The organism is Streptomyces sp. NPDC085481 (assembly GCF_044541845.1).
GTDB lineage: Bacteria > Actinomycetota > Actinomycetes > Streptomycetales > Streptomycetaceae > Streptomyces.
The window spans coordinates 78,157-97,038 of record NZ_JBITTJ010000020.1 but is presented as its reverse complement, the minus strand read 5'-3'; the positions used below and the strand labels follow the sequence as shown (position 1 = coordinate 97,038).

Below are 18,882 nucleotides of genomic sequence, written 5' to 3'. Positions count from 1 at the left end.
CCCCTTAACGGTCGGGATCCGGCGAACTACGCTGTGTTTACGAATGCCGCACGCCTATGCCCGGCGTCGTGGCGGCCGTCTGGGTGTCGTGTCGAGGGGTGGCGTCATGTCCAGGGAGCAACGCGGGCCGAACGAAAAGCTCGGCACGGTTCTCGCCCTCGCGGGAATCAGCAATGCCGGGCTCGCCCGGCGCGTCAACGACCTCGGGTCACAGCGGGGTCTGACGCTTCGTTACGACAAGACGTCGGTGGCCCGGTGGGTGTCCAAGGGCATGGTGCCGCAGGGCGCCGCCCCGCACCTGATCGCCGCCGCCATCGGCCAGAAGCTGGGCCGGCCCGTGCCGCTGCACGAGATCGGGCTCGCCGACGCCGACCCGGCGCCGGAGGTCGGTCTCGCCTTCCCGCGCGACGTCGGCGAGGCGGTCCGCTCGGCCACCGAGCTGTACCGGCTGGATCTGGCCGGCCGGCGCGGCGGCGGGGGGATCTGGCAGTCGCTCGCCGGCTCCTTCGCGGTGAGCGCGTACGCCACGCCCGCCTCGCGCTGGCTGATCACGCCCGCCGACCCGTCGGTGGAGCGGCAGCGGCCGGGCGTGGCGGGGCAGCCCGGCGCGGAGAGCGGCGACCACGCGCGCGTGGGGCACAGCGACGTCGCCAAGCTGCGCGAGGCCGCCGAGGACGCACGCCGCTGGGACTCCAAGTACGGCGGCGGGGACTGGCGCTCCTCGATGGTGCCCGAGTGCTTACGGGTGGACGCGGCGCCGCTGCTGCTCGGCTCCTACTCGGACGAGGTGGGCCGCGCCCTGTTCGGCGCGACCGCCGAGCTGACCCGGCTGGCCGGCTGGATGGCCTTCGACACCGGCCAGCAGGAGGCCGCCCAGCGCTACTACATCCAGGCGTTGCGGCTCGCCCGCGCCGCCGCCGACGTGCCGCTCGGCGGATATGTGCTGGCCTCCATGTCGCTCCAGGCGACGTACCGCGGCTTCGCCGACGAGGGCGTCGACCTCGCCCAGGCCGCGCTCGAACGCAACCGGGGCCTCGCCACCGCCCGCACCATGTCCTTCTTCCGGCTCGTCGAGGCCCGCGCGCACGCCAAGGCCGGCGACGGGGCGGCCGCCGCGGCCGCGCTCAAGGCCGCCGAGGGCTGGCTGGAGCGCTCCCGCGAGGGCGACGCCGACCCGACGTGGCTCGGCTTCTACTCGTACGACCGCCTCTGCGCGGACGCCGCCGAGTGCTACCGGGACCTGAAGCTGCCCCGGCAGGTGCGCCGCTTCACCGAGCAGGCGCTGTCCCGGCCGACCGAGGAGTACGTCCGCTCGCACGGGCTGCGCCTCGTCGTGTCGGCGGTGGCCGAGCTGGAGTCGGGCAACCTGGACGCGGCCTGCGCCGCCGGCACGCGCGCGGTGGAGGTGGCCGGGCGGATCTCCTCGGCCCGCACCACCGAGTACGTACGGGACCTGCTGACCCGGCTCGAGCCGTACGGCGACGAGCCGCGGGTCATGGAGCTGCGGGAGCGGGCCCGCCCGCTCCTGGTCGCTCCGGCGTGAGAACCGGCCTGGCCCCGTACCGCACCGACGTGACGCGTGTCCCACCGGGTTTAGCGGGATTGTCAGTGGGCCAGTGCACTATCAGGGGTGGGAGGTGGCGCTGGTGTTTGACTGTGACGTGTTGGTGATCGGCGGCGGGATCGTCGGTCTGTCGACGGCGTACGCGATCACGCGCGCCGCGCCGGGCACCCGGGTCACCGTCCTGGAGAAGGAGCACGCCCCGGCCCGCCACCAGACCGGACGCAACAGCGGGGTGATCCACAGCGGGATCTACTACCGGCCGGGCTCGCTCAAGGCCAGGTTCGCCGCCGAGGGCGCGGCCGAGATGGTCAAGTTCTGCGCGGAGTACGGGATCCCCCACGAGGTCACGGGCAAGCTGATCGTCGCCACCGACCGCGAGGAGCTGCCACGCCTGCACGCGCTGGTGCAGCGCGGCCGGGAGAACGGCATCCCGGTGCGGGAGCTGGGCCCGGCGCAGATCAGCGAGTACGAGCCGCGGGTGCGCGGGGTGGCCGCGATCCACGTCGGCACGACCGGCATCGTCGACTACGGGGCGGTGGCGGCGAAGCTCGCCGAGGCGTCCGGGGCGCGGATCCTGTACGGCTCCGCGGTCACGGCCGTCGACCGGCGGCCCTGGGGCGTGGCCGTGCGCACGGCCGCCGGGCGCGTGGTGCGCGGACGGGTCCTGGTGAACTGCGCGGGTCTCCACTGCGACCGGGTGGCACGGCTCGCGGGCGACGACCCGGAGATGCGGATCGTCCCCTTCCGCGGGGAGTACTACGAGCTGGCCGACCCCTCGCTCGTCCGCGGCCTGGTCTATCCCGTGCCGGACCCGGCCTTCCCCTTCCTCGGGGTCCACCTGACCCGCGGCATCGACGGCGGCGTCCACGTCGGGCCGAACGCGGTCCCGGCGCTCGCCCGCGAGGGGTACGGCTGGTCGGTCGTCCGCCCGCGCGAGCTGGCCGGCACCCTCGCCTGGCCGGGCAGCTGGGCGATAGCCCGCGCGCACTGGCGCTACGGGGCGGGCGAGCTGCACCGGTCCCTGTCGAAGCGTGCCTTCACCGAGGCGGTACGGCGCATGCTGCCGATCGTCGAGGAGCGCGACCTGCGGCGTGCGACGCCGGGAGTGCGGGCGCAGGCGGTCCTGAAGGACGGGACGCTCGTGGACGACTTCCTGATCCGCGAGTCCGTCCGCACCGTCCACGTCCTCAACGCCCCGTCCCCGGCGGCGACGGCCTCGCTGCCGATCGGGCGCGAGGTCGCGGGGCGGGCACTGGCGCTGCTGTAGCGGAGGCTGCGGCCCGCCGGGTCCTCGCCCGGCGCGCCGTAGAATCGGGGCATTGTGTCTGAGCAGCCAGAGAACCACCCGCACATCACCCCCGCCGACCGCACCCTGGCCGAGCAGCGCGCGGCGCGGCTCGGCAGCAGGATGTTCGCGCCGGGCGAGGGGCCCTCGCCCGACCCCGCGGGCTCGCACTTCGAGCGCCGGATCCGCAGCTTCCAGCCGCGCCGCAGCCGCGTCACCGCGGGTCAGGCCGAGGCCATGCTGAAGCGGTGGCCCGACTGGGGGCTCGACATCGACGGCAAGCGGGTGCTCGACCTGGACGAGATGTTCGGCGGTCTTCCGGTCGTCCTGGAGATCGGCTTCGGCATGGGCGAGGCCACCGCGCAGATGGCCGCCGCCGACCCCGGCACCGGCATCCTCGCGGTCGACGTCCACACCCCGGGCCAGGGAAACCTGCTCGGGCTCGCCGACCGCGCCGGCCTGACCAACGTCCGGGTCGCCAACGGCGACGCGATCATCCTGCTGCGCGAGATGATCCGGCCCGAGTCGCTGGCCGGGTGCCGGGTCTACTTCCCGGACCCGTGGCCCAAGAAGCGCCACCACAAGCGCCGGCTGATCCAGCCCGAGTTCCTCACCCTGCTCGCCCCCCGGCTCGCGCCCGGCGGCGTGCTGCACTGCGCCACGGACTGGGAGCCGTACGCGGAGCAGATGCTGGAGGTGCTCGGCGCGCACCCCGACTTCGAGAACACCCAGGCCGACGGCGGCTACGCCCCGCGGCCCGGCTACCGGCCGCTGACCCGCTTCGAGGGGCAGGGCATCGACAAGGGGCACGTCGTCCACGACCTGCTGTTCCGCCGCCGGTAGACCAACGGGGCTCGGGTCGACCAGCGGGGCTCTGGTCGACCAGCGTCGCTCAGGTCGACCAGCGGGGCTCCGGTCGACCAGCGGCGCTCAGGTCGACCAGCGGCGCTCAGGTCGACCAGCGGCACGCCCGTAGACCAGCGGCACGCCCGTAGACCAGCGGCGCGGGGGGACCAGCGCGAGGGGGACCAGCGGCGCGAGGGGCGGCGGCCGCTCGTTTTCCACAGGCCGCCAGGCCCGCGACCGCCGGTTTTTCCACAGGCGTCCGGAAGTCCCTCGCCGGTGTCGGCGGGGCTCGTTAGGGTCATTGCGTGTCATCGAACCCCATCGCCGGACCCGCACCGCAGCCCGTGGCCTCCACGGCAGCCGTGCCCGCGCCCGCACCCGTACCCGCCCTGGAGACCGACCAGCCCGACTTCACGGCGGTCCCCGAGCGTGCCAAGTGGCGCTACAAGCCGCGCCGCGCCTTCTGGCGCAGCCGGCTGGTCCGGGCCATCACGCTGATCACCCTGCTCGCCCTGTGCGCGCTGGCGATCCTGGCGCTGGTGCGGGAGGAGACCGGCACCGAGGGCTTCCTGGTGGGCCTCGGGCTCGCGGTGCTGCCCGTGCCGCTGCTCATGGCCGCGTTCCGCTGGCTCGACCGGGTCGAGCCGGCCCCGTGGAAGAACCTGCTGTTCGCCCTCGCCTGGGGCGCGTTCGCCTCCACGCTCGTGGCGATCCTGGCCAACTCCTTCGCGGTGGAGTGGATCAGCAGCGCCACCGCCGACCCCGGCTCCGCCGACACCCTCGGCGCGACCGCGGTCGCGCCCGTCGTCGAGGAGACCGCCAAGGGCGCGGCCGTGCTGCTGCTGTTCCTGTTCCGCCGCAGGGACTTCACGGGCCCGGTCGACGGGCTGGTCTACGCGGGGTTCACCGCCACCGGCTTCGCGTTCACCGAGAACATCCTCTATCTGGGCAACGCCTTCGGCGAGGACCAGGAGTTCGGCTCCGCCGGCCTCGGCTCGGTGACCGTCGGGACCTTCTTCGTCCGGGTCATCATGTCGCCGTTCGCCCACCCGCTCTTCACCTCGCTCACCGGGCTCGGCTTCGGCTTCGCGGCGGCCCTCCCGGCCGTGGCCCGGGCCCGCCGCACCCGGCTGATACTCCTGCCGCTGGGCGGACTGCTGCTCGCCATGGGCATGCACGCGCTGTGGAACGGCTCGGCGTCCTTCCACCCGCTGGCGTTCCTCGCGGTGTACGGGATGTTCATGGTGCCGGTGTTCGCGCTGCTCACCTGGCTCGCGATATGGAGCCGGCAGAAGGAGCTGCGCACGATATCCGGCGAGCTCCCGGCGTACGCGACGGCCGGCTGGCTCGCGCACGACGAGCCGCTCGCGCTCTCCTCGATGCGGGCCCGCGCGCTGGCCCGCGGCTTCGCCGCCCGTACGTACGGCAAGCCGGCCGCGCAGGCCGTCGGCGAGTACGAGGCATTCGCCACCACCCTGGCCTTCCTGCGCCACCGGGCCCGACACGGCCAGGCGGCCCCGGACTTCACGGCCCGCGAGCAGGAGCTGCTGCACCACCTGTGGCAGCGCAGGCAGGTGGCCTCGCCCGCGCTGAGCCACGCGGCCAGGGTCACCGGCCGGGTGTGGGTGCCGCCGCAGTATCTGGACTACGGCGGCTACAACCCGTACCGCGGCTAGGCCGTGCGATCGGGGCCGGAGAGCCCCAGCGCTACGCGGAGGCCTCGGTGAGCACGGCCAGTTCCGCCTCCGTCAGCTTCAGGTCGGCGACGGCGACGAGCGCGGGGAGCTGCTCGACCGTGCGGGCGGAGGCGATCGGGGCGACGACGGTCGGCCGCGCGGCCAGCCAGGCCAGGGCGACGGTGGCGACCTCGGTGTCGTGGGCCTCGGCGATCGCGTCCATGGCGGCCAGCACCTTCTGGCCGCGCTCGGTCTCCAGGTGCTTGGCCGCACTGCCGGCGCGGGCGCTGGCGACGGTGGTGCCGGGGCGGTACTTGCCGGTGAGGAAGCCGGAGGCGAGCGCGAAGTACGGCACGGCGGCCAGGCCGGCCTGTTCGGCGGTGTCCAGGAGGGCGCCCTCGTAGGTCTCGCGGGAGACCAGGTTGTAGTGCGGCTGCAGGGCGACGTAGCGGGCGAGCCCCTCGGCCTCGGCGAAGTCGAGCGAGGCGCGCAGCCGCTCCGGGGAGATGTTGGAGGCAGCGATGGCCCGGACCTTGCCGTCCTTCACCAGCTGGTCGAGCGCGACGACGATCTCCTCGACCGGCACGGACTCGTCGTCGAAGTGCGTGTAGTAGAGGTCGATGTGGTCGGTGCCGAGGCGGCGCAGCGACTCCTCCGCGGCTGCCTTGATGGTCGTGGCGCTCAGCCCCTTGTACCGGGGGTGGGCGCCGACCTTGGTGGCGACGAGGATGTCGGAGCGGTTGCCGCGGGAGGCGAGCCAGCGGCCGATGACGGTCTCGGACTCGCCGCCCTGGTTGCCCTCGACCCAGGAGGAGTAGGTGTCGGCGGTGTCGACGAAGTTGCCGCCGGCAGCGGCGTAGGCGTCGAGGACGGCGAAGGACTGCGCCTCGTCGGCGGTCCAGCCGAAGACGTTGCCACCGAGGGCGAGCGGGAAGACGTGCAGGTCGGAGGCGCCCAGCTTGCGGAGAGAGGTCATGGGAGGGACCAACCTCCACGCCGCCCCGCCTATTCCGGCCGCGGGGGACGACCCCCCGCGACGCGGAATCAGACGCTCAGGCCCTTGGACCCCAGCCAGTCCGCCGGGTCGATGCCCGAGCCGCCGGGGGTGTGGACCTCCAGGTGGAGGTGGGGGCCGGTGACGTTGCCGGTGGCGCCGACGCGGCCGATGGTGTCGCCGGTGCCGACCGACTGGCCCACGCCGACCGTCATCGAGGACAGGTGGCAGTACCAGACCTCGGTGCCGTCCTCGAGCTCCAGGACGATGCGGTAGCCGTACGCGCCGGACCAGCCCGCCGACTTCACGGTGGCGCCGTGGACCGCCTTGACCGGGGTGCCGGTGGGGGCGGCGAAGTCCAGGCCGGTGTGGTGGCCGGAGGACCACATGGAGCCGGCCTCGCCGTAGGTCGAGGTGATCGTGTACGAGGAGGTGGGCAGCGAGTAGCCGGCGGCGAGCTTGGCCAGGCGCTCGGCCTCGGCCTTCGCCGCCGCCTCCGCCTCGGCCTTCTTCTTCGCCTCCGCGGCCGCCTTCGCCGCCGCTTCGGCCTTGGCCTCGGCCTCCGCCGCCGCCTTCTCGGCGGCCGCCTTCTGCGCCGCCTCCTTCTCCGCCGTGTCCGCGGCGGCCTGCTGCTGCTCGGCCTGCTGGAGGATGCGGGCGCGCAGCGCCTCGCCGGCGTCGGTCCGGGTCTGCTCCTGCGTGCCGGCCTGCGCGGCGTCGCCGCCGGCCGGGGCGTCCGCGGGGACGGCGTAGGTGAGCGCGGTGAGCGGCTGCGGGTTGTTCTTCGCCGCGTCGCCCTTCGCGGCGGCGCCGTCCTCGTGACCGGAGCCGATCAGCTCGCCGACGCCCGGCAGTTCGGAGGCGTCCGGGAGGTCGAGGTCCGGCAGGGCTATCGAGACGGGGGGCTTCTCCTGGGCGGTGGCCAGGCCGCCCGCGCCGACGGCGGCGATGACGCCGACACCGAGGACGGTGGAGGAACGCGCGAAGTTGGAGCGCTGCTTGACGACCCGGTGACGGCCGCCGGAGCGGCTCTGGGCCCGCAGGGTGTCCTCGGTGGGGTTCCACTCCTCCCCGTCCGCGCCCGTGGCGCCGGGGGCGCCGAAGTAGTCGAAGGAGGCTTGGGGACCGGGGGTGTTGGACGCCACGAAGGCGCTCTCCTTTCCTTCCTTCTCGCCTACCGGGTTAGCTGACGGGTTCGGAGCAGGAAGGTCTCCTACGGGTGGGTCGCACGGGTGCGACGTTGCCCGATTCACCCCAAGTGGTGGTTCCCCGGTTCCCTTTCGGGATTCGGCGCGCGCGCACGGTGCCGTCTCTTGCGACGGCTGGGACGACCGCGCTGCGTTATCGAACGTTAATAGACACGGCCACCCGATTCCAAGCTGTCCCGAGTGATCATTCACTGAATTGGGAGAAAATGGTCCGACTTGACCCCCCTTCAGAAAAGGGTCAGGGGCAAACCCCCGATCTGACGTTACGTCAATTGTTATCGGAGCGACACCCTTCGACTACGTCACGTCACCGCCCTCGGACCTCACCACCCGCACGTCACCACCCGCACGTCACCGCCCCCCGGCGGGCGGCACCATCGGCATCGTCCGCCGCCGCACGGGCTGCCCCACCGCCGGACGGCTCACCGCGAGCAGCGCCATGTCGTCCGTCGCACCCCCGCCCGTGTGCCGGCGCACATCCGCCACCAACGCGTCGAGCAGCTCCTCGGGCCCCGGGAAGATCCGCCCCGCGAGCCGCGCCGCCGGATCGTAGAAGACCCCCCGCGCGTCCCGCGCCTCCGAGAGCCCGTCCGTGTAGAACAGCAGCGTCGCGCCCGGCGGGTACGCGGCCTCGTCGGCCCGGTCCGGCCACACCGCCAGCTCCCCCATCCCCAGCGGCAGCGCCGCCTCGCTCGGCCGCAGCTGCGCCAGGGCCCCGTCCCCGTACAGCAGCAGCGGCTCCGGATGCCCGCGGTTGACCACCCGTACGGACCCGTCGCCGCGCGGGATCTCGGCGAGCACGGCCGTGGTGAACCCCTCGAACGCGTCCAGATCGTCCCGCCGGGTGCCCTCGCGGGCCAGCGCCCGCTCGAGCCGCTGCGCCACGCCCTCCAGCGTCGGCTCCTGCTCGGCCGCCTCACGGAAGGCGCCGATGACCACCGCCACCGCCTCCACCGCCTCAAGACCCTTGCCGCGGACGTCGCCGACCACGAGCCGCACCCCGTGCGGGGTGTCCTGCACCGCGAACAGGTCGCCGCCGATGAACGCGTCGGCCTGCGCCGCCTCGTACCGCGCCGCGATCTGGAGCCCGCCGATCCGCTCCGCGGGCGCCGGGAGCACCGCCTTCTGCGCCGTCGCCGCGATCACCCGCGCCGACGCGAGCCGCTCGCCACTGCGCCGCACCACCCGGTTGATCAGCAGCGCGAGGGCCGAGACCGTGACGACGGTCAGGGTCTCGGTGAGCGCCGGGATCTCGTCGGCCGTTCCGTTGTAGACGTGCAGACCGACGCTGGCGAGGATGGCGGCGATGCCGGTGAGCAGCGTCGTCAGGGTGGAGAAGAACGGGGCCGCGATCAGCGGGGCCGCCGAGAACATCGGCGCCGCCGTGTACGTGGCCGGGGTCGCCAGGTCGAAGACGATCCCGCCCACGATCACCAGCGGGGGCAGCGCGCGCAGGAAGCGCCGGGCGACCGGGTACGGGCCCCGGCCCTCGCCGCCGGGCCCGCGCCGCACCGCTGCTCGCGCCACCTGTGCTCTCCCGCCTGGACGTGCCCGGCCGCGGACCGGCCCGCACCCCCCTCAGGGTGGGGTCAGGCCGGGCGGGACGGCGACTCCTCCTCGGCCGGTTGGCGTACGGCGAGCCGCCCGCCCCGCGCGAGCGCCGCCATGGCCGCCGCGCACCCGAGGCCGACGGCGCACAGCACCAGCCAGGGCGCCGCCGACCAGCCGGTCACGTCGAGCAGGGCGCCCGTGCCCAGGTTCCCGACGGTGATGCCGATCCCGCAGACCGTGTTGTAGAGCCCGTAGTGGGTGGCGACCCAGCGGCCCTCGGACAGGGCGACGACGGTGTCCATCTCGTACGGGTAGAGGACGGCGTTCGCGACCGCCAGGACCGCCGCGCACAGCAGCAGCCCCGCCAGGGACCGCCCCAGCGCCGCCGGCACCAGGAACGCGGCCCCCATCAGGCCGAGCCCGAGCACCAGGCACCGCTCACGGGAGAGCCGCGCCGAGCACCAGGCGGTGATCCGCAGCTGCCCGGCGAGCGCCACCAGCGCCGACACCACGAACAGGGCCGTCGTCGCCGCCGTGCCGTCCGCGGCCAGCGGCAGCGCCAGGTAGACCTGGAAGGACAGCACGTACGAGCCGGTCATCGCCAGCGAGAACAGCCAGAAGACCCGGTTCGCGAGCACCGTGCGGAACTGCCCCCGCTCCCCTGCCTCCCGGGTCGCCCCGGCGGCCCGCCGCACCGGCAGATGCCGCAGCTGTACGAGGGTGAGCGCGGCGAACAGCACCGCCGCCACCACGCACGTCAGCCGGAACGACACCCCGGTCAGCGCCACCCCCACCAGCGGCCCCAGCAGGATCCCCGCCTGGTAGTACGTGTTGAACAGCGCGAACGCCTCCACGCGCCGCTCCCCAGCCTCGGCCGCCAGACAGGCCCGCACGGCCGGGTTGAACAGCGCCCCCGCCAGGCCCGTGGCGAGCGAGGCGGCGATCAGCATCGGCAGCGACTGGGCGAAGGCGAGCGCCCCGAAGCCGACGGTCCGCAGCGCGCACCCGGCCACGATCAGCGGCTTGAAGCCCAGCCGGTCGGCGAGCGCCCCGCCGACCAGGAACATGCCCTGCTGGGAGAGGTTCCGGGCGCCGAGGACGAGCCCGACAGCCCAGGCCGCCATGCCGAGCCCGTCGGCCAGATGGGCGGCCAGGTACGGCATCAGCATGTAGAAGCCGAGGTTGATGGTGAGCTGGTTCAGGAAGAGCAGCCGTACGGCCGGGTCGAAGCCGCGGCTCCGCTTCCAGATGCCTCCCTTGGAGGCCGTCACCGTGGTCACTTCGCCCTCTCCATCGCCCGGCGGGTCCAGCCGCTGACGGTGTCCTCGGAGACGTACGCCGCGGGCTCCTCGCGCACGGGGCCGTCGAGCAGCCCGTGCGCGGCGCAGAACTCGTCGTTGAAGACGGTGTCGAAGTAGCGGTGCGGCCCGTCGGGGAAGACGGCCGCGATCCGGGTGCCGCGCGGCCGGGTGCGGGCCAGCCAGCCGGCGACGAGCGCGACCGCGCCGACGCTCCAGCCGCCGGTCGCGAACTGCCGGGCCGCGAGGCGGCGGGCCGCCCGTACCGCGTCGGCCGGACCCACCCAGTGGATCTCGTCGAAGGCGCCGTGGTCGACGTTGCCCGGGTGGATGGAGGAGCCGAGCCCGCGCATCAGGCGCTCGCCGGCCGGGAGGCCGAAGACGGTGGAGCCGACCGAGTCGACCCCGACGAGTTCGAGGGCGGGGCTGGTGCCGGCGCGCAGCGCGCGGGCGATACCGGCCGAGTGGCCGCCGGTGCCGACCGCGCAGACCAGCACGTCGATCCGGTCCAGCTGTCCGGAGAGCTCGGCGGCGAGCCCGCCGTACGCCTGCGGGTTGTCGGGGTTCCCGTACTGGTTGGGCCACCAGGCCCCGTCCAGGGCGAGCAGCAGCTCGGCGACCCGGTCCATGCGTGCCTGCTGCCAGCCGCCGTGCGGGCTCGGCTCGGGTACGACGTGGACCTGGGCGCCGTGCGCGGTGAGCATCCGCTCGACGATCGGTTCGAGGCCCGGATCGGTGACGACATGGACGGGGTGGCCGTGCAGGATCCCGGCGAGCGCGAGCCCGAGGCCGAGGGTGCCGGAGGTCGACTCGACGATCGGGGCGCCCGGCCGCAGCTCACCGCGGCGGCGGGCCTGCTCGACCATGTGGAGGGCGGCACGGTCCTTGATGCCGCCGAAGTTGAAGCCTTCGAGCTTGGCCCAGTAGCCGTCGTCCATCCAGAGCACGGGGGTGTTGCCGACGGTCTGTCCGGAGACGGAGAGGAGATGGGCGGGGTGCGTCATGGGGGTGCGTCCCTAGGGGGTGAGGTGCGCATGCGCGGCCGGCGCATGCGGACGTGCGGAAGGGGCCGGGGTCGTCGTGTGCTCGACCCGGCTCAGTTCCGGTCCACTCCGAGGGCGATCAGCAGCCGGCCCGGCGCGGGGCCGGGGCCCGCCCGGCCGCGGACGCAGCGCGTGTGCGGGGCCTCGGGGAACACCTCGTCGTACGCGAGGAGGACGGCGCCCCCGGCCGACGGGGCCGAGAGCTGCGTGCCCGCGGACTGCACGGGCAGATGGGCGTCGAAGGACCAGCTCTCCCCCGGCCGCTCGCAGCCGTGCGGCAGCGCGGGGGCGGAGGCGGTGATCCCGGCGGGGCCGCCGGCGAGGGGCACGGAGTGCCCGTGCGCGCCGTGGCAGACGCCCGCGACCAGCGCGACGAGCGCGAACAGCAGCAGGACGGCGGGCGCCCGCCGTCCTGCCTGCCGCAGCCCCGTCACGCTTCGGTCACTCATGGTGTCCGCGACGCTACGCGGCGCGTGCGCGGGGGTGCAAAGGGACAGGCGCGGTTTTGGCCACCGTTTACTTCGGGACCTTTACTTCGGGACCTTTGCTTCGGGTGTTGCCCCGGGACCCCTGCTTCGGGACCCCTGCTTCGGCCCCTCCGATCCGGCCCCTCCGATCCGGCCCCTCCGATCCGGACCCTCCGATCCGGACCCTCCGATCCGGACCCTTCGAACCGGACCCTCCGAACCGGCCCTCCGAACCGGGCCTCCGAACCGGGCCTCCGAACCGGGCCCGCCAATCCGGGCCCCTGCCCCAGGGCCTTGCCTCGCGAGCTACAGGTTGCGCTCGGCGAAGACGGTCATCGCGTCGCGCACCAGCACGGCCGCCCCCTCCCCGTGCTGGTCGTAGTTCTTGGCGAAGCGCGGGTCGTCGACGTACATCTGCCCGAGCCCGATCACGTACTCCTTGGTCGGCGTCGAGGTGGTGGACAGCCACGCGTACTGCCGCCGGGCGATCGCCTGCACCTCGTCGCTGTCGGGCCCGAGTCCCTCGCGGGCGGCCCGCCCGAAGTCGCGGGCGATGCCGGCCTGCTCCGCCATGAACGCCTTCTTCTCGGCGTCGCTCAGCGAACGCCACCAGCGGTCGCCCTCCTGGTAGGCGTCGCGGCCCCAGCGCTCGGTGACCTCCTCCTCGTACTTCGTGTGGTCGAAACCGTCGAACATCTCGTCGGCCATCAGTTCTTCTCCTCTCTCGGTCTTGTGGAGAGTGGTCCGCACGGCCTCGATCTGCCGCCCGATGCGCTCGCGCTCCTGTTCCAGGAGGGCCAGATGCGTGCGCAGGGCGGCCGACGTGTCCCGCTGGCCTTCGAGGACCTCGGCGATGGCGGGCAGGGAGAGCCCGAGCTCGCGCAGCAGCAGGATCCGCTGTAGCCGCACGAGTGCCGCCTGGTCGTAGTACCGGTAACCGTTCGCGCCGATCCGGCTCGGCTCCAGCAGCCCCAGCTCGCCGTAGTGGCGCAGCGTGCGGCTGGTGGTGCCGGCCTTTCTGGCGATCTCCTGGATCGACCACTCCATACCGAGAACGCTAAATCTTGACGTTGCGTAAAGGTCAAGACGGAGACCGGCGCAGACGACGAAGGCCCGGATCCAGTGACTGGATCCGGGCCTTCGTGCTACTGAGTAGCGGGGACAGGATTTGAACCTGCGACCTCTGGGTTATGAGCCCAGCGAGCTACCGAGCTGCTCCACCCCGCGTCGGTGAATATGACTCTACGGCATGGGAAGCAGAAACCGAAATCCGTTTTCTCAGCAGCCGCAGTCGTCCGAGTCGACCGGCGCCGTCAGGGGGTCCGCGACCTTCTGCTCGGGGCCCTCCCAGGTCTCGTACGCGAAGCCCTCGCGCACCCAGTACTCGAAGCCGCCCAGCATCTCCTTCACCTGGAAGCCCAGCTCGGCGAGGGCGAGCGCGGCACGGGTGGCGCCGTTGCAGCCGGGTCCCCAGCAGTACGTGACGACCGGGACGCTCTTGTCGAGGAGCTGCTCGGCCTGCTCGGGGATGAGCGCGGTCGGGAGGTGCACGGCGCCGGGCACGTGCCCCTGGTCCCAGGAGGCGGTGGAGCGCGAGTCGATCACGACGAAGCCCGGGTCGCCGTCCGCGGCCAGCGCGGAGGCCACGTCGGAGACGTCGGCGTGGAAGGCGAGGCTGGCGGAGAAGTAGGCGGCCGCGGCGGCGGGGGAGGCCGGGGGCACGCGGAGAACGGAGTTGGCCGGGTTCGTCGTCGTCATGGTGATCAATCTAGGGGCGATGATCATCACGCTGAAGTGGCGATCCACGGCGGTGAGGGGCCTCGGCCGGGGATTCCCGGGCGTTCGGGGACGCGGGGCGGGGATCTCACGTACCGGAACGGACGGGTGTCGCCGGGGCCTGTCACACTCCCGTCCCGCCATCCGTCATCACCAGGTGATGGGACGCGAAGGGGAAGAGGAACCGATGGACAAAGACCTCCCGGCTCAGGACCTCCCGGCTCAGGCCCTCCGGACTCAGGACCTCCTTGCCCAGGACCTCCTGGCCGCGCGCTTCGAGGCCGACCGCGGCCATCTGCGGGCGGTGGCCTACCGGATGCTCGGCTCGCTCAGCGAGGCGGAGGACGCCGTCCAGGAGGCCTGGTTCAAGCTGAACCGCTCCGACGTGAGCGGCGTGCAGAACCTCGGCGGCTGGCTGACCACCGTCGTGGGCCGGGTCTGCCTCGACATGCTCCGCTCCCGCACCGCCCGGCGCGAGGACCCGCTGGAGTACTACGTGCCGGATCCGGTCGTACGGGACGAGGGCGTCGCCGACCCCGAGAAGGAGGCGCTGCTCGCCGACTCGGTGGGCCTGGCCCTGCTGGTGGTCCTGGAGACCCTGGCCCCGGCCGAGCGGCTGGCCTTCGTGCTGCACGACATGTTCGCCGTCTCCTTCGACGAGATCGCCCCCATCGTCGACCGCAGCCCCGCCGCCACCCGCCAGCTCGCCAGCCGCGCCCGCCGCCGCGTACAGGGCGCCGCCCCGGCCCCCGCACCCGACCTGGCCCGCCAGCGCGAGGTCGTCGAGGCCTTCCTGGCCGCCTCCCAGGGCGGCGACTTCGAGGGCCTGCTCGCGGTCCTCGACCCGGACGTGGTCCTCCGCGCGGACGGCGGCGCCCTGCGCGCGGCCGCCTCCAAGCTGGTCCGCGGCGCCCGCGCGGTCACCGCCCAGGCCCTCACCTTCGCCAGGTTCCGTCACGACGCCCGCCCGGTCGTGGTCAACGGCGCGGCCGGCGTGGTCTCGCTCGCCGACGGAGTGCCGGTGGGCCTCATGTCCTTCACGATCGTCGACGCCCGCATCGTCGAGATCGACATCGTCGCGGACCCGGAGCGCCTGGCGACCCTGGGCGTCCCCGGCTCAGTCCGCGGCGCCGTCGCCGACTCCGACCCCGGCTCCGACTCCCCGGAGACGGACGGCTCCTGACTGACGGACACACGACGACGCCCCGCCCGGTTCTCACCGGGCGGGGCGTCGTGTTCGGTAGGCCGTGTGGGACTCGAACCCACAACCAACGGATTAAAAGTCCGCTGCTCTGCCAATTGAGCTAACGGCCCGTGGACAGGCACACCCGTGCAGCATAGCCGGAGAGCTTCCCGAAACCGATCGGGTATCGGCCCCGGCGCACCGTGGGGTGCGCCGGGGCCGGGACCGGGCCGGGGCGGAGCCGCCGGCTAGTCGGTGAAGTAGCCCGCGATGTCCGCGATGAGGTGGACGGAGCCGGCGTGGTTGTAGAAGGCGACCTTGCCGTTGACGACCGGGACGACCACCAGGTTCGGCACCGTCTGGCCCGCCGTGAAGTTGAGGTTCGAGGCGGAGGTGCGCGGGGTGCCGTCCGGGTGGACGGAGACGAAGCTCGCGGCCGTCGGGGCGGTCGCCGTCACGTTGAGGACGACGGCCTTGACGCCTTCGGGGATCCGCTCGCCGGTGACCTGGAGCGCGACCGTGCTCTTGGCGCCGACCTTCGCCGCGGGGGCGCCCAGGCCGGTGCGGGTGTCGAGCAGGCGCATCGGCTGCATGGCGGTGAAGCGGGCGCCGGCCCCGCCCTCCACGTAGTAGCCGGCCACGTCGGCGAGCAGGTCGACCGTGCCCGCGCGGTTGTAGAAGGTGACCTTGCCGTCCTTGACCGGGACGACCACCAGGTTCGGCACCGTCTGGCCGGCCCGGAAGTTGAGGTTCGAGGCCGCGCTGCTGCCCGTGGCGCCCGGGGCGACGGAGACGTAGCTCTCGGACGTCGCGTTGGTCGCCGTGACGTTGAGGACGACGGCCTTCGCGCCCGGCTCCGCGATCGGCAGGGTGACCGTGCCGCCCGGGCCGACCTTCGCCTTGGCGACGCCCACGCCGGAGCGGGTGTCCATCAGCCGGGTCGGGGTGACCGGCTGGTACGACGAACCGGCCGTGCCCTCCGCGTAGTACCCGGCGACGTCCGCCAGGAGGTCCACGGCACCGCTGTTGTTGTAGAAGTTCACCTTGCCGTCGACGACGGGGACGACCACGAGGTTCGGGACGGTCTGACCGGCCGTGAAGTTCAGGTTGGAGGCGGAGGTGCGCCGGGTGCCCGAGGGGTACACGGAGACGAAGCCCCCGGCCGACGGCTTCACCGCGGTCACGTTCATGACCACGGCGGTCACGCCGGTCGCCGGCACGCCGCCGGCCCCCGTCACCTTCAGCGACACCGTCTTGCCCGCGCCCACCCTGGCCTTGGGCACGCCGCCGAGACCCGAGCGGGTGTCCATCAGCCGGGCCGGGGCCAGCGGCGTGTACGTGCCGGGCAGCGTGGTCAGCGCGCTGCCGCTCAGCTGGAACGTTCCGGTGGTGCGCACGGCAGCCCCGACGCCGTCCGCGGGCCGCGCGTTCATCACGTAGGAGTACGTGCCGTCCTCGAAGCCACGACCCCGGTCGTCCCGGCCGTCCCACGCGACCGCGACGGCCGCGGCCTTGCCCGCCGCACCGCCGAAGGTCCGTACCGTACGGCCGGCCGCGTCGCGCACCTCGACGCTCCACGTGCCGACCGCGCGGGAGGTGCGCCAGGTCGCGGCGATGTTCCCGCCGGACCGGTGGTCCGTGGTCGCGTCGGTCAGGGCGAGGGGCTGCGGGGCGACGGGCACGCGCTTGACGTGGATGTCGCTGCGCGCGTCGACGTACGCGACGCCCCCGCCGAACCGGTCCACCGTCCACGTGCCGTGCCGGCCCGACACGGCACCCGAGGCGGGCAGGTCGGCGAAGTCGGAGGTCTGGCCGCCGGACAGCTCCGTCAGACGCAGCTTGTCGCCCTCGTGGCGGACGACGAAGCCGTCGCCGAGCAGCGCCTCACCGGACGGCACGGGGATGCTCTTCCTGGCCGTGTGGTCGTACACGCCGGCCTTGCCGGTGGGGCCGCAGTTCCAGTACAGCCAGCGGCCGACCGCCTGCAGTTCGGCGGGCACGCAGCCGGAGTTCAGGTTGACCGGGGCCGAGGTCTTCTTCGTCGTCAGGTCGTACGCGTCGACGGTGCCGCTGGTCGCAGCGGGCTTCCACAGCTTGCCGGACCACACCGAGGCGGCCGTCACGCCGCGGGACAGCAGCACGGGGTCGGAGCTGTGCTCGTCCAGGTCGACGATCTTCTGCTGGGAGCCGTTCGAGGCGATCACGTAGCGGCCGGCCGCGTCGGCGATGTCGTAGCCCGTGCCGAGGTAGGGGAGGCGCAGCGTGGTGAGGTCGATCGGGCTGCCCGGGCCTCCGTTCATGGCGGCCACCGTCTCGCCGTCGCCGAGCGAGCGCAGCCCGGACGGCGTGAAGCTCTCGGGGTGGCGGAAGCGGAGCCTGGCCTCGCCTGCCCCCGCCGCCGTGATGTCGTGCTCGTACAGGCCGTTGAGGCCGCCGCCGAGGGTGTTGCTGACGTAGCCGAGCCGGCCGCCGCCGAGGGCCAGGCCGTGGTACGTCGCGGGCACCTGGGGCAGCGTGCGCACGCTCTCGACCTGCGGAGCCCCGTCCGCGGCCACCGTGACCCGGCGCAGCGCCCAGTCCTTGGCGCCGGTGCCGCCGACCACGAGCAGGCCGCCGTCGGGCGCGGCCGCCATGTCCGGGGCGGCGTACGCCAGCAGGTCCCTGGCCGGGCCGCCGCCGATCGGGACGGCCCGCAGCTTGCCACCCGCCGCGTACGCCGCCTGGTCCTCGCGCAGCACGATCCAGTCGCCGACCACCGCGTACCGCCAGCCGAGCGGCGTGGTGGAGCGCGGGACGGAGGTGCTGGTCTCCGTCGACGGATCGGACCGCCGCACGCTGTACTGCCGGTCGCCGGTCGGGCTCGACAGCAGGATGTGGTCCTTGCCGAGGAAGAGCTGGGTGATGGCGTAGAACCGCTCGGGCAGCGGCTTGATCGTGGCGCTCTCGTAGTCCAGGAGGTACGGCTTCCCGGAGATCCCGAGCACCGCGCCCGCGGAGTCCTGCTTGAGGACCCGCGTCGGACCCGTCAGGCCCTCCGGCGCCGTCACGGCGCGCTCGGCGGTCGTGCCGCCGACGGCCTGCTGAAGGAAGAAGGCGGGCACGCCGTCCTGGTAGCGGGCGGTGAGCACGGTGTCGGCGTTGTACGCCTTGAGCCAGCCCTGCCCCTCGGGCACCGTCACCTCGGTCCTGCCGCCCGTCCCGAGGTCGGTGACGGTGACCTTCCCGGCCTCGGCGGAGGCGGTGAGGCCGGAGTGGCCGGCCCAGTCCGCGGCGGCCAGCGCGCGGCTCCCGCCCGAGGCGAAGTCCGTCCACAGGTAGCCGGCGGTGCCCTCCTCACGATGGGCGTAGCCGGTCGCACTCGCGTGCGCCGGACGGTCGTCGCGGGGTGCGAAGCGCCCGGCGTCCGGGATCACCACCTCGTCGGCCGCGCCGGCGGCGGCGGAGATCCCGACGCTCATGGCGCACAGCGAGGCCGCGATGCCGAGCGTGGTGGTGACGGCGACAGCGCCGCGTACGAGCGCACGACGGTTCAAAGGATGCCCCTCCCAGATGGTCCGAAGACAGGCGGGCACCCACGCCGGCGGCTCTGCGGCCACGCCGGTCGGTCCTTGTCAGGTTCTCCCCCGGTGCTCCCCCTGCACGGTGATCGTAACCAACCGGTACGACAGGACGAACCAGGGCCCGTACGACACCTGGTGTCGTACGGGCCCTGTCATGGCCTTACGGCCTCACGACCTTACGGAAGGTCAGCCGTTGCGCTTCCAGCGCGGCTTGTCGTCGCGGCGGAAGCCGCCCGAGGGACGGTCGTCACGACGGTCGCGGTTGAACGACGGACGGTCGTTGTCGCGGCGGAAGCCACCGCCCGAGGGACGGTCGTCGCGGCGGTCGCGGTTGAACGGGCGGTCGCTGCCACGGTGGCCGCCGGTGGGGCGGTCGTCGCGGCGGTCGCGGTTGAACGACGGACGGTCGTTGTCACGGCGGAAGCCGCCGC

14 protein-coding genes, 2 tRNA genes, 1 pseudogene and 1 riboswitch are annotated in these 18,882 nt (G+C 73.5%); of the genes and pseudogenes, 5 read left to right on the top strand and 12 right to left on the bottom strand.

Translation table 11 applies throughout. From position 1 onward, the window contains the following. The first annotated feature begins 106 nt into the window (after window positions 1-106). The 4 genes from ACIGEZ_RS31815 to ACIGEZ_RS31800 all read left to right on the top strand — a co-directional run bounded on the left by ACIGEZ_RS31815 (window position 107) and on the right by ACIGEZ_RS31800 (window position 5,371). Window positions 107-1,543: an MFS transporter gene (locus ACIGEZ_RS31815; protein WP_399838094.1), complete on the top strand. Its 1,437-nt coding sequence runs from the start codon at window positions 107-109 to the stop codon at window positions 1,541-1,543. 103 nt (window positions 1,544-1,646) lie between these two features. Next, on the top strand, window positions 1,647-2,831 hold the full coding sequence (lhgO, locus tag ACIGEZ_RS31810) for an L-2-hydroxyglutarate oxidase (protein WP_399838091.1): 1,185 nt from the start codon (window positions 1,647-1,649) through the stop codon (window positions 2,829-2,831). A gap of 105 nt (window positions 2,832-2,936) precedes the next feature. Beyond that, window positions 2,937-3,692, top strand: coding sequence for a tRNA (guanosine(46)-N7)-methyltransferase TrmB (trmB, locus tag ACIGEZ_RS31805; protein ID WP_399838122.1), 756 nt, complete (start codon window positions 2,937-2,939; stop codon window positions 3,690-3,692). Window positions 3,693-4,000: 308 nt separating this feature from the next. Beyond that, complete coding sequence (locus ACIGEZ_RS31800; RefSeq protein WP_399838087.1) at window positions 4,001-5,371, top strand: PrsW family intramembrane metalloprotease; 1,371 nt, start codon at window positions 4,001-4,003, stop codon at window positions 5,369-5,371. A gap of 31 nt (window positions 5,372-5,402) precedes the next feature. Here the strand turns inward: ACIGEZ_RS31800 and ACIGEZ_RS31795 are convergent, their stop codons facing one another. The 9 genes from ACIGEZ_RS31795 to ACIGEZ_RS31755 form a co-directional block, all read right to left on the bottom strand. Beyond that, window positions 5,403-6,347 carry an aldo/keto reductase gene (locus ACIGEZ_RS31795; protein ID WP_399838084.1) on the bottom strand — a complete coding sequence of 315 codons (945 nt, stop codon included), beginning with the start codon at window positions 6,345-6,347 and terminating at the stop codon, window positions 5,403-5,405. Window positions 6,348-6,415: 68 nt separating this feature from the next. Further along, entirely contained in the window at window positions 6,416-7,510 is a 1,095-nt protein-coding gene (locus ACIGEZ_RS31790; protein ID WP_399838081.1) for a M23 family metallopeptidase, read from the bottom strand. An 11-nt stretch (window positions 7,511-7,521) separates the two neighbouring features. Next, window positions 7,522-7,668: riboswitch (cyclic di-AMP (ydaO/yuaA leader) on the bottom strand. A gap of 256 nt (window positions 7,669-7,924) precedes the next feature. Next, complete coding sequence (locus ACIGEZ_RS31785; RefSeq protein ID WP_399838078.1) at window positions 7,925-9,100, bottom strand: PP2C family protein-serine/threonine phosphatase; 1,176 nt, start codon at window positions 9,098-9,100, stop codon at window positions 7,925-7,927. A gap of 62 nt (window positions 9,101-9,162) precedes the next feature. Then, entirely contained in the window at window positions 9,163-10,404 is a 1,242-nt protein-coding gene (locus ACIGEZ_RS31780) for an MFS transporter (RefSeq protein WP_399838075.1), read from the bottom strand. Beyond that, on the bottom strand, window positions 10,401-11,426 hold the full coding sequence (locus tag ACIGEZ_RS31775; protein WP_399838072.1) for a PLP-dependent cysteine synthase family protein: 1,026 nt from the start codon (window positions 11,424-11,426) through the stop codon (window positions 10,401-10,403). Before ACIGEZ_RS31775 ends, ACIGEZ_RS31780 begins: the two co-directional genes overlap by 4 nt. 92 nt (window positions 11,427-11,518) lie before the next feature. Further along, on the bottom strand, window positions 11,519-11,914 hold the full coding sequence (locus ACIGEZ_RS31770) for a hypothetical protein (protein WP_399838070.1): 396 nt from the start codon (window positions 11,912-11,914) through the stop codon (window positions 11,519-11,521). A gap of 324 nt (window positions 11,915-12,238) precedes the next feature. Continuing rightward, window positions 12,239-12,979 (bottom strand): MerR family transcriptional regulator, encoded by a 741-nt coding sequence (locus ACIGEZ_RS31765; RefSeq protein ID WP_399838068.1) that lies wholly within the window; start codon window positions 12,977-12,979, stop codon window positions 12,239-12,241. Window positions 12,980-13,085: 106 nt separating this feature from the next. Then, window positions 13,086-13,159 (bottom strand) — tRNA-Met (locus ACIGEZ_RS31760). A gap of 51 nt (window positions 13,160-13,210) precedes the next feature. After that, complete coding sequence (locus ACIGEZ_RS31755) at window positions 13,211-13,690, bottom strand: rhodanese-like domain-containing protein (RefSeq protein WP_399838065.1); 480 nt, start codon at window positions 13,688-13,690, stop codon at window positions 13,211-13,213. A gap of 205 nt (window positions 13,691-13,895) precedes the next feature. Between ACIGEZ_RS31755 and sigJ the strand changes: the two genes are divergently transcribed. Continuing rightward, on the top strand, window positions 13,896-14,891 hold the full coding sequence (sigJ, locus tag ACIGEZ_RS31750; protein ID WP_399838061.1) for an RNA polymerase sigma factor SigJ: 996 nt from the start codon (window positions 13,896-13,898) through the stop codon (window positions 14,889-14,891). A gap of 58 nt (window positions 14,892-14,949) precedes the next feature. On the opposite strand, the gene ACIGEZ_RS31745 is transcribed toward sigJ, so the two are convergent. The 3 genes and pseudogenes from ACIGEZ_RS31745 to ACIGEZ_RS31735 form a co-directional block, all read right to left on the bottom strand. Continuing rightward, window positions 14,950-15,022: transfer RNA gene (locus tag ACIGEZ_RS31745), tRNA-Lys, on the bottom strand. Window positions 15,023-15,139: 117 nt separating this feature from the next. Next, window positions 15,140-18,424, bottom strand: coding sequence for a FlgD immunoglobulin-like domain containing protein (locus tag ACIGEZ_RS31740; protein WP_399838058.1), 3,285 nt, complete (start codon window positions 18,422-18,424; stop codon window positions 15,140-15,142). A 213-nt stretch (window positions 18,425-18,637) separates the two neighbouring features. Then, window positions 18,638-18,882, bottom strand: a pseudogene (locus ACIGEZ_RS31735) (RNA helicase); the annotation flags it as partial.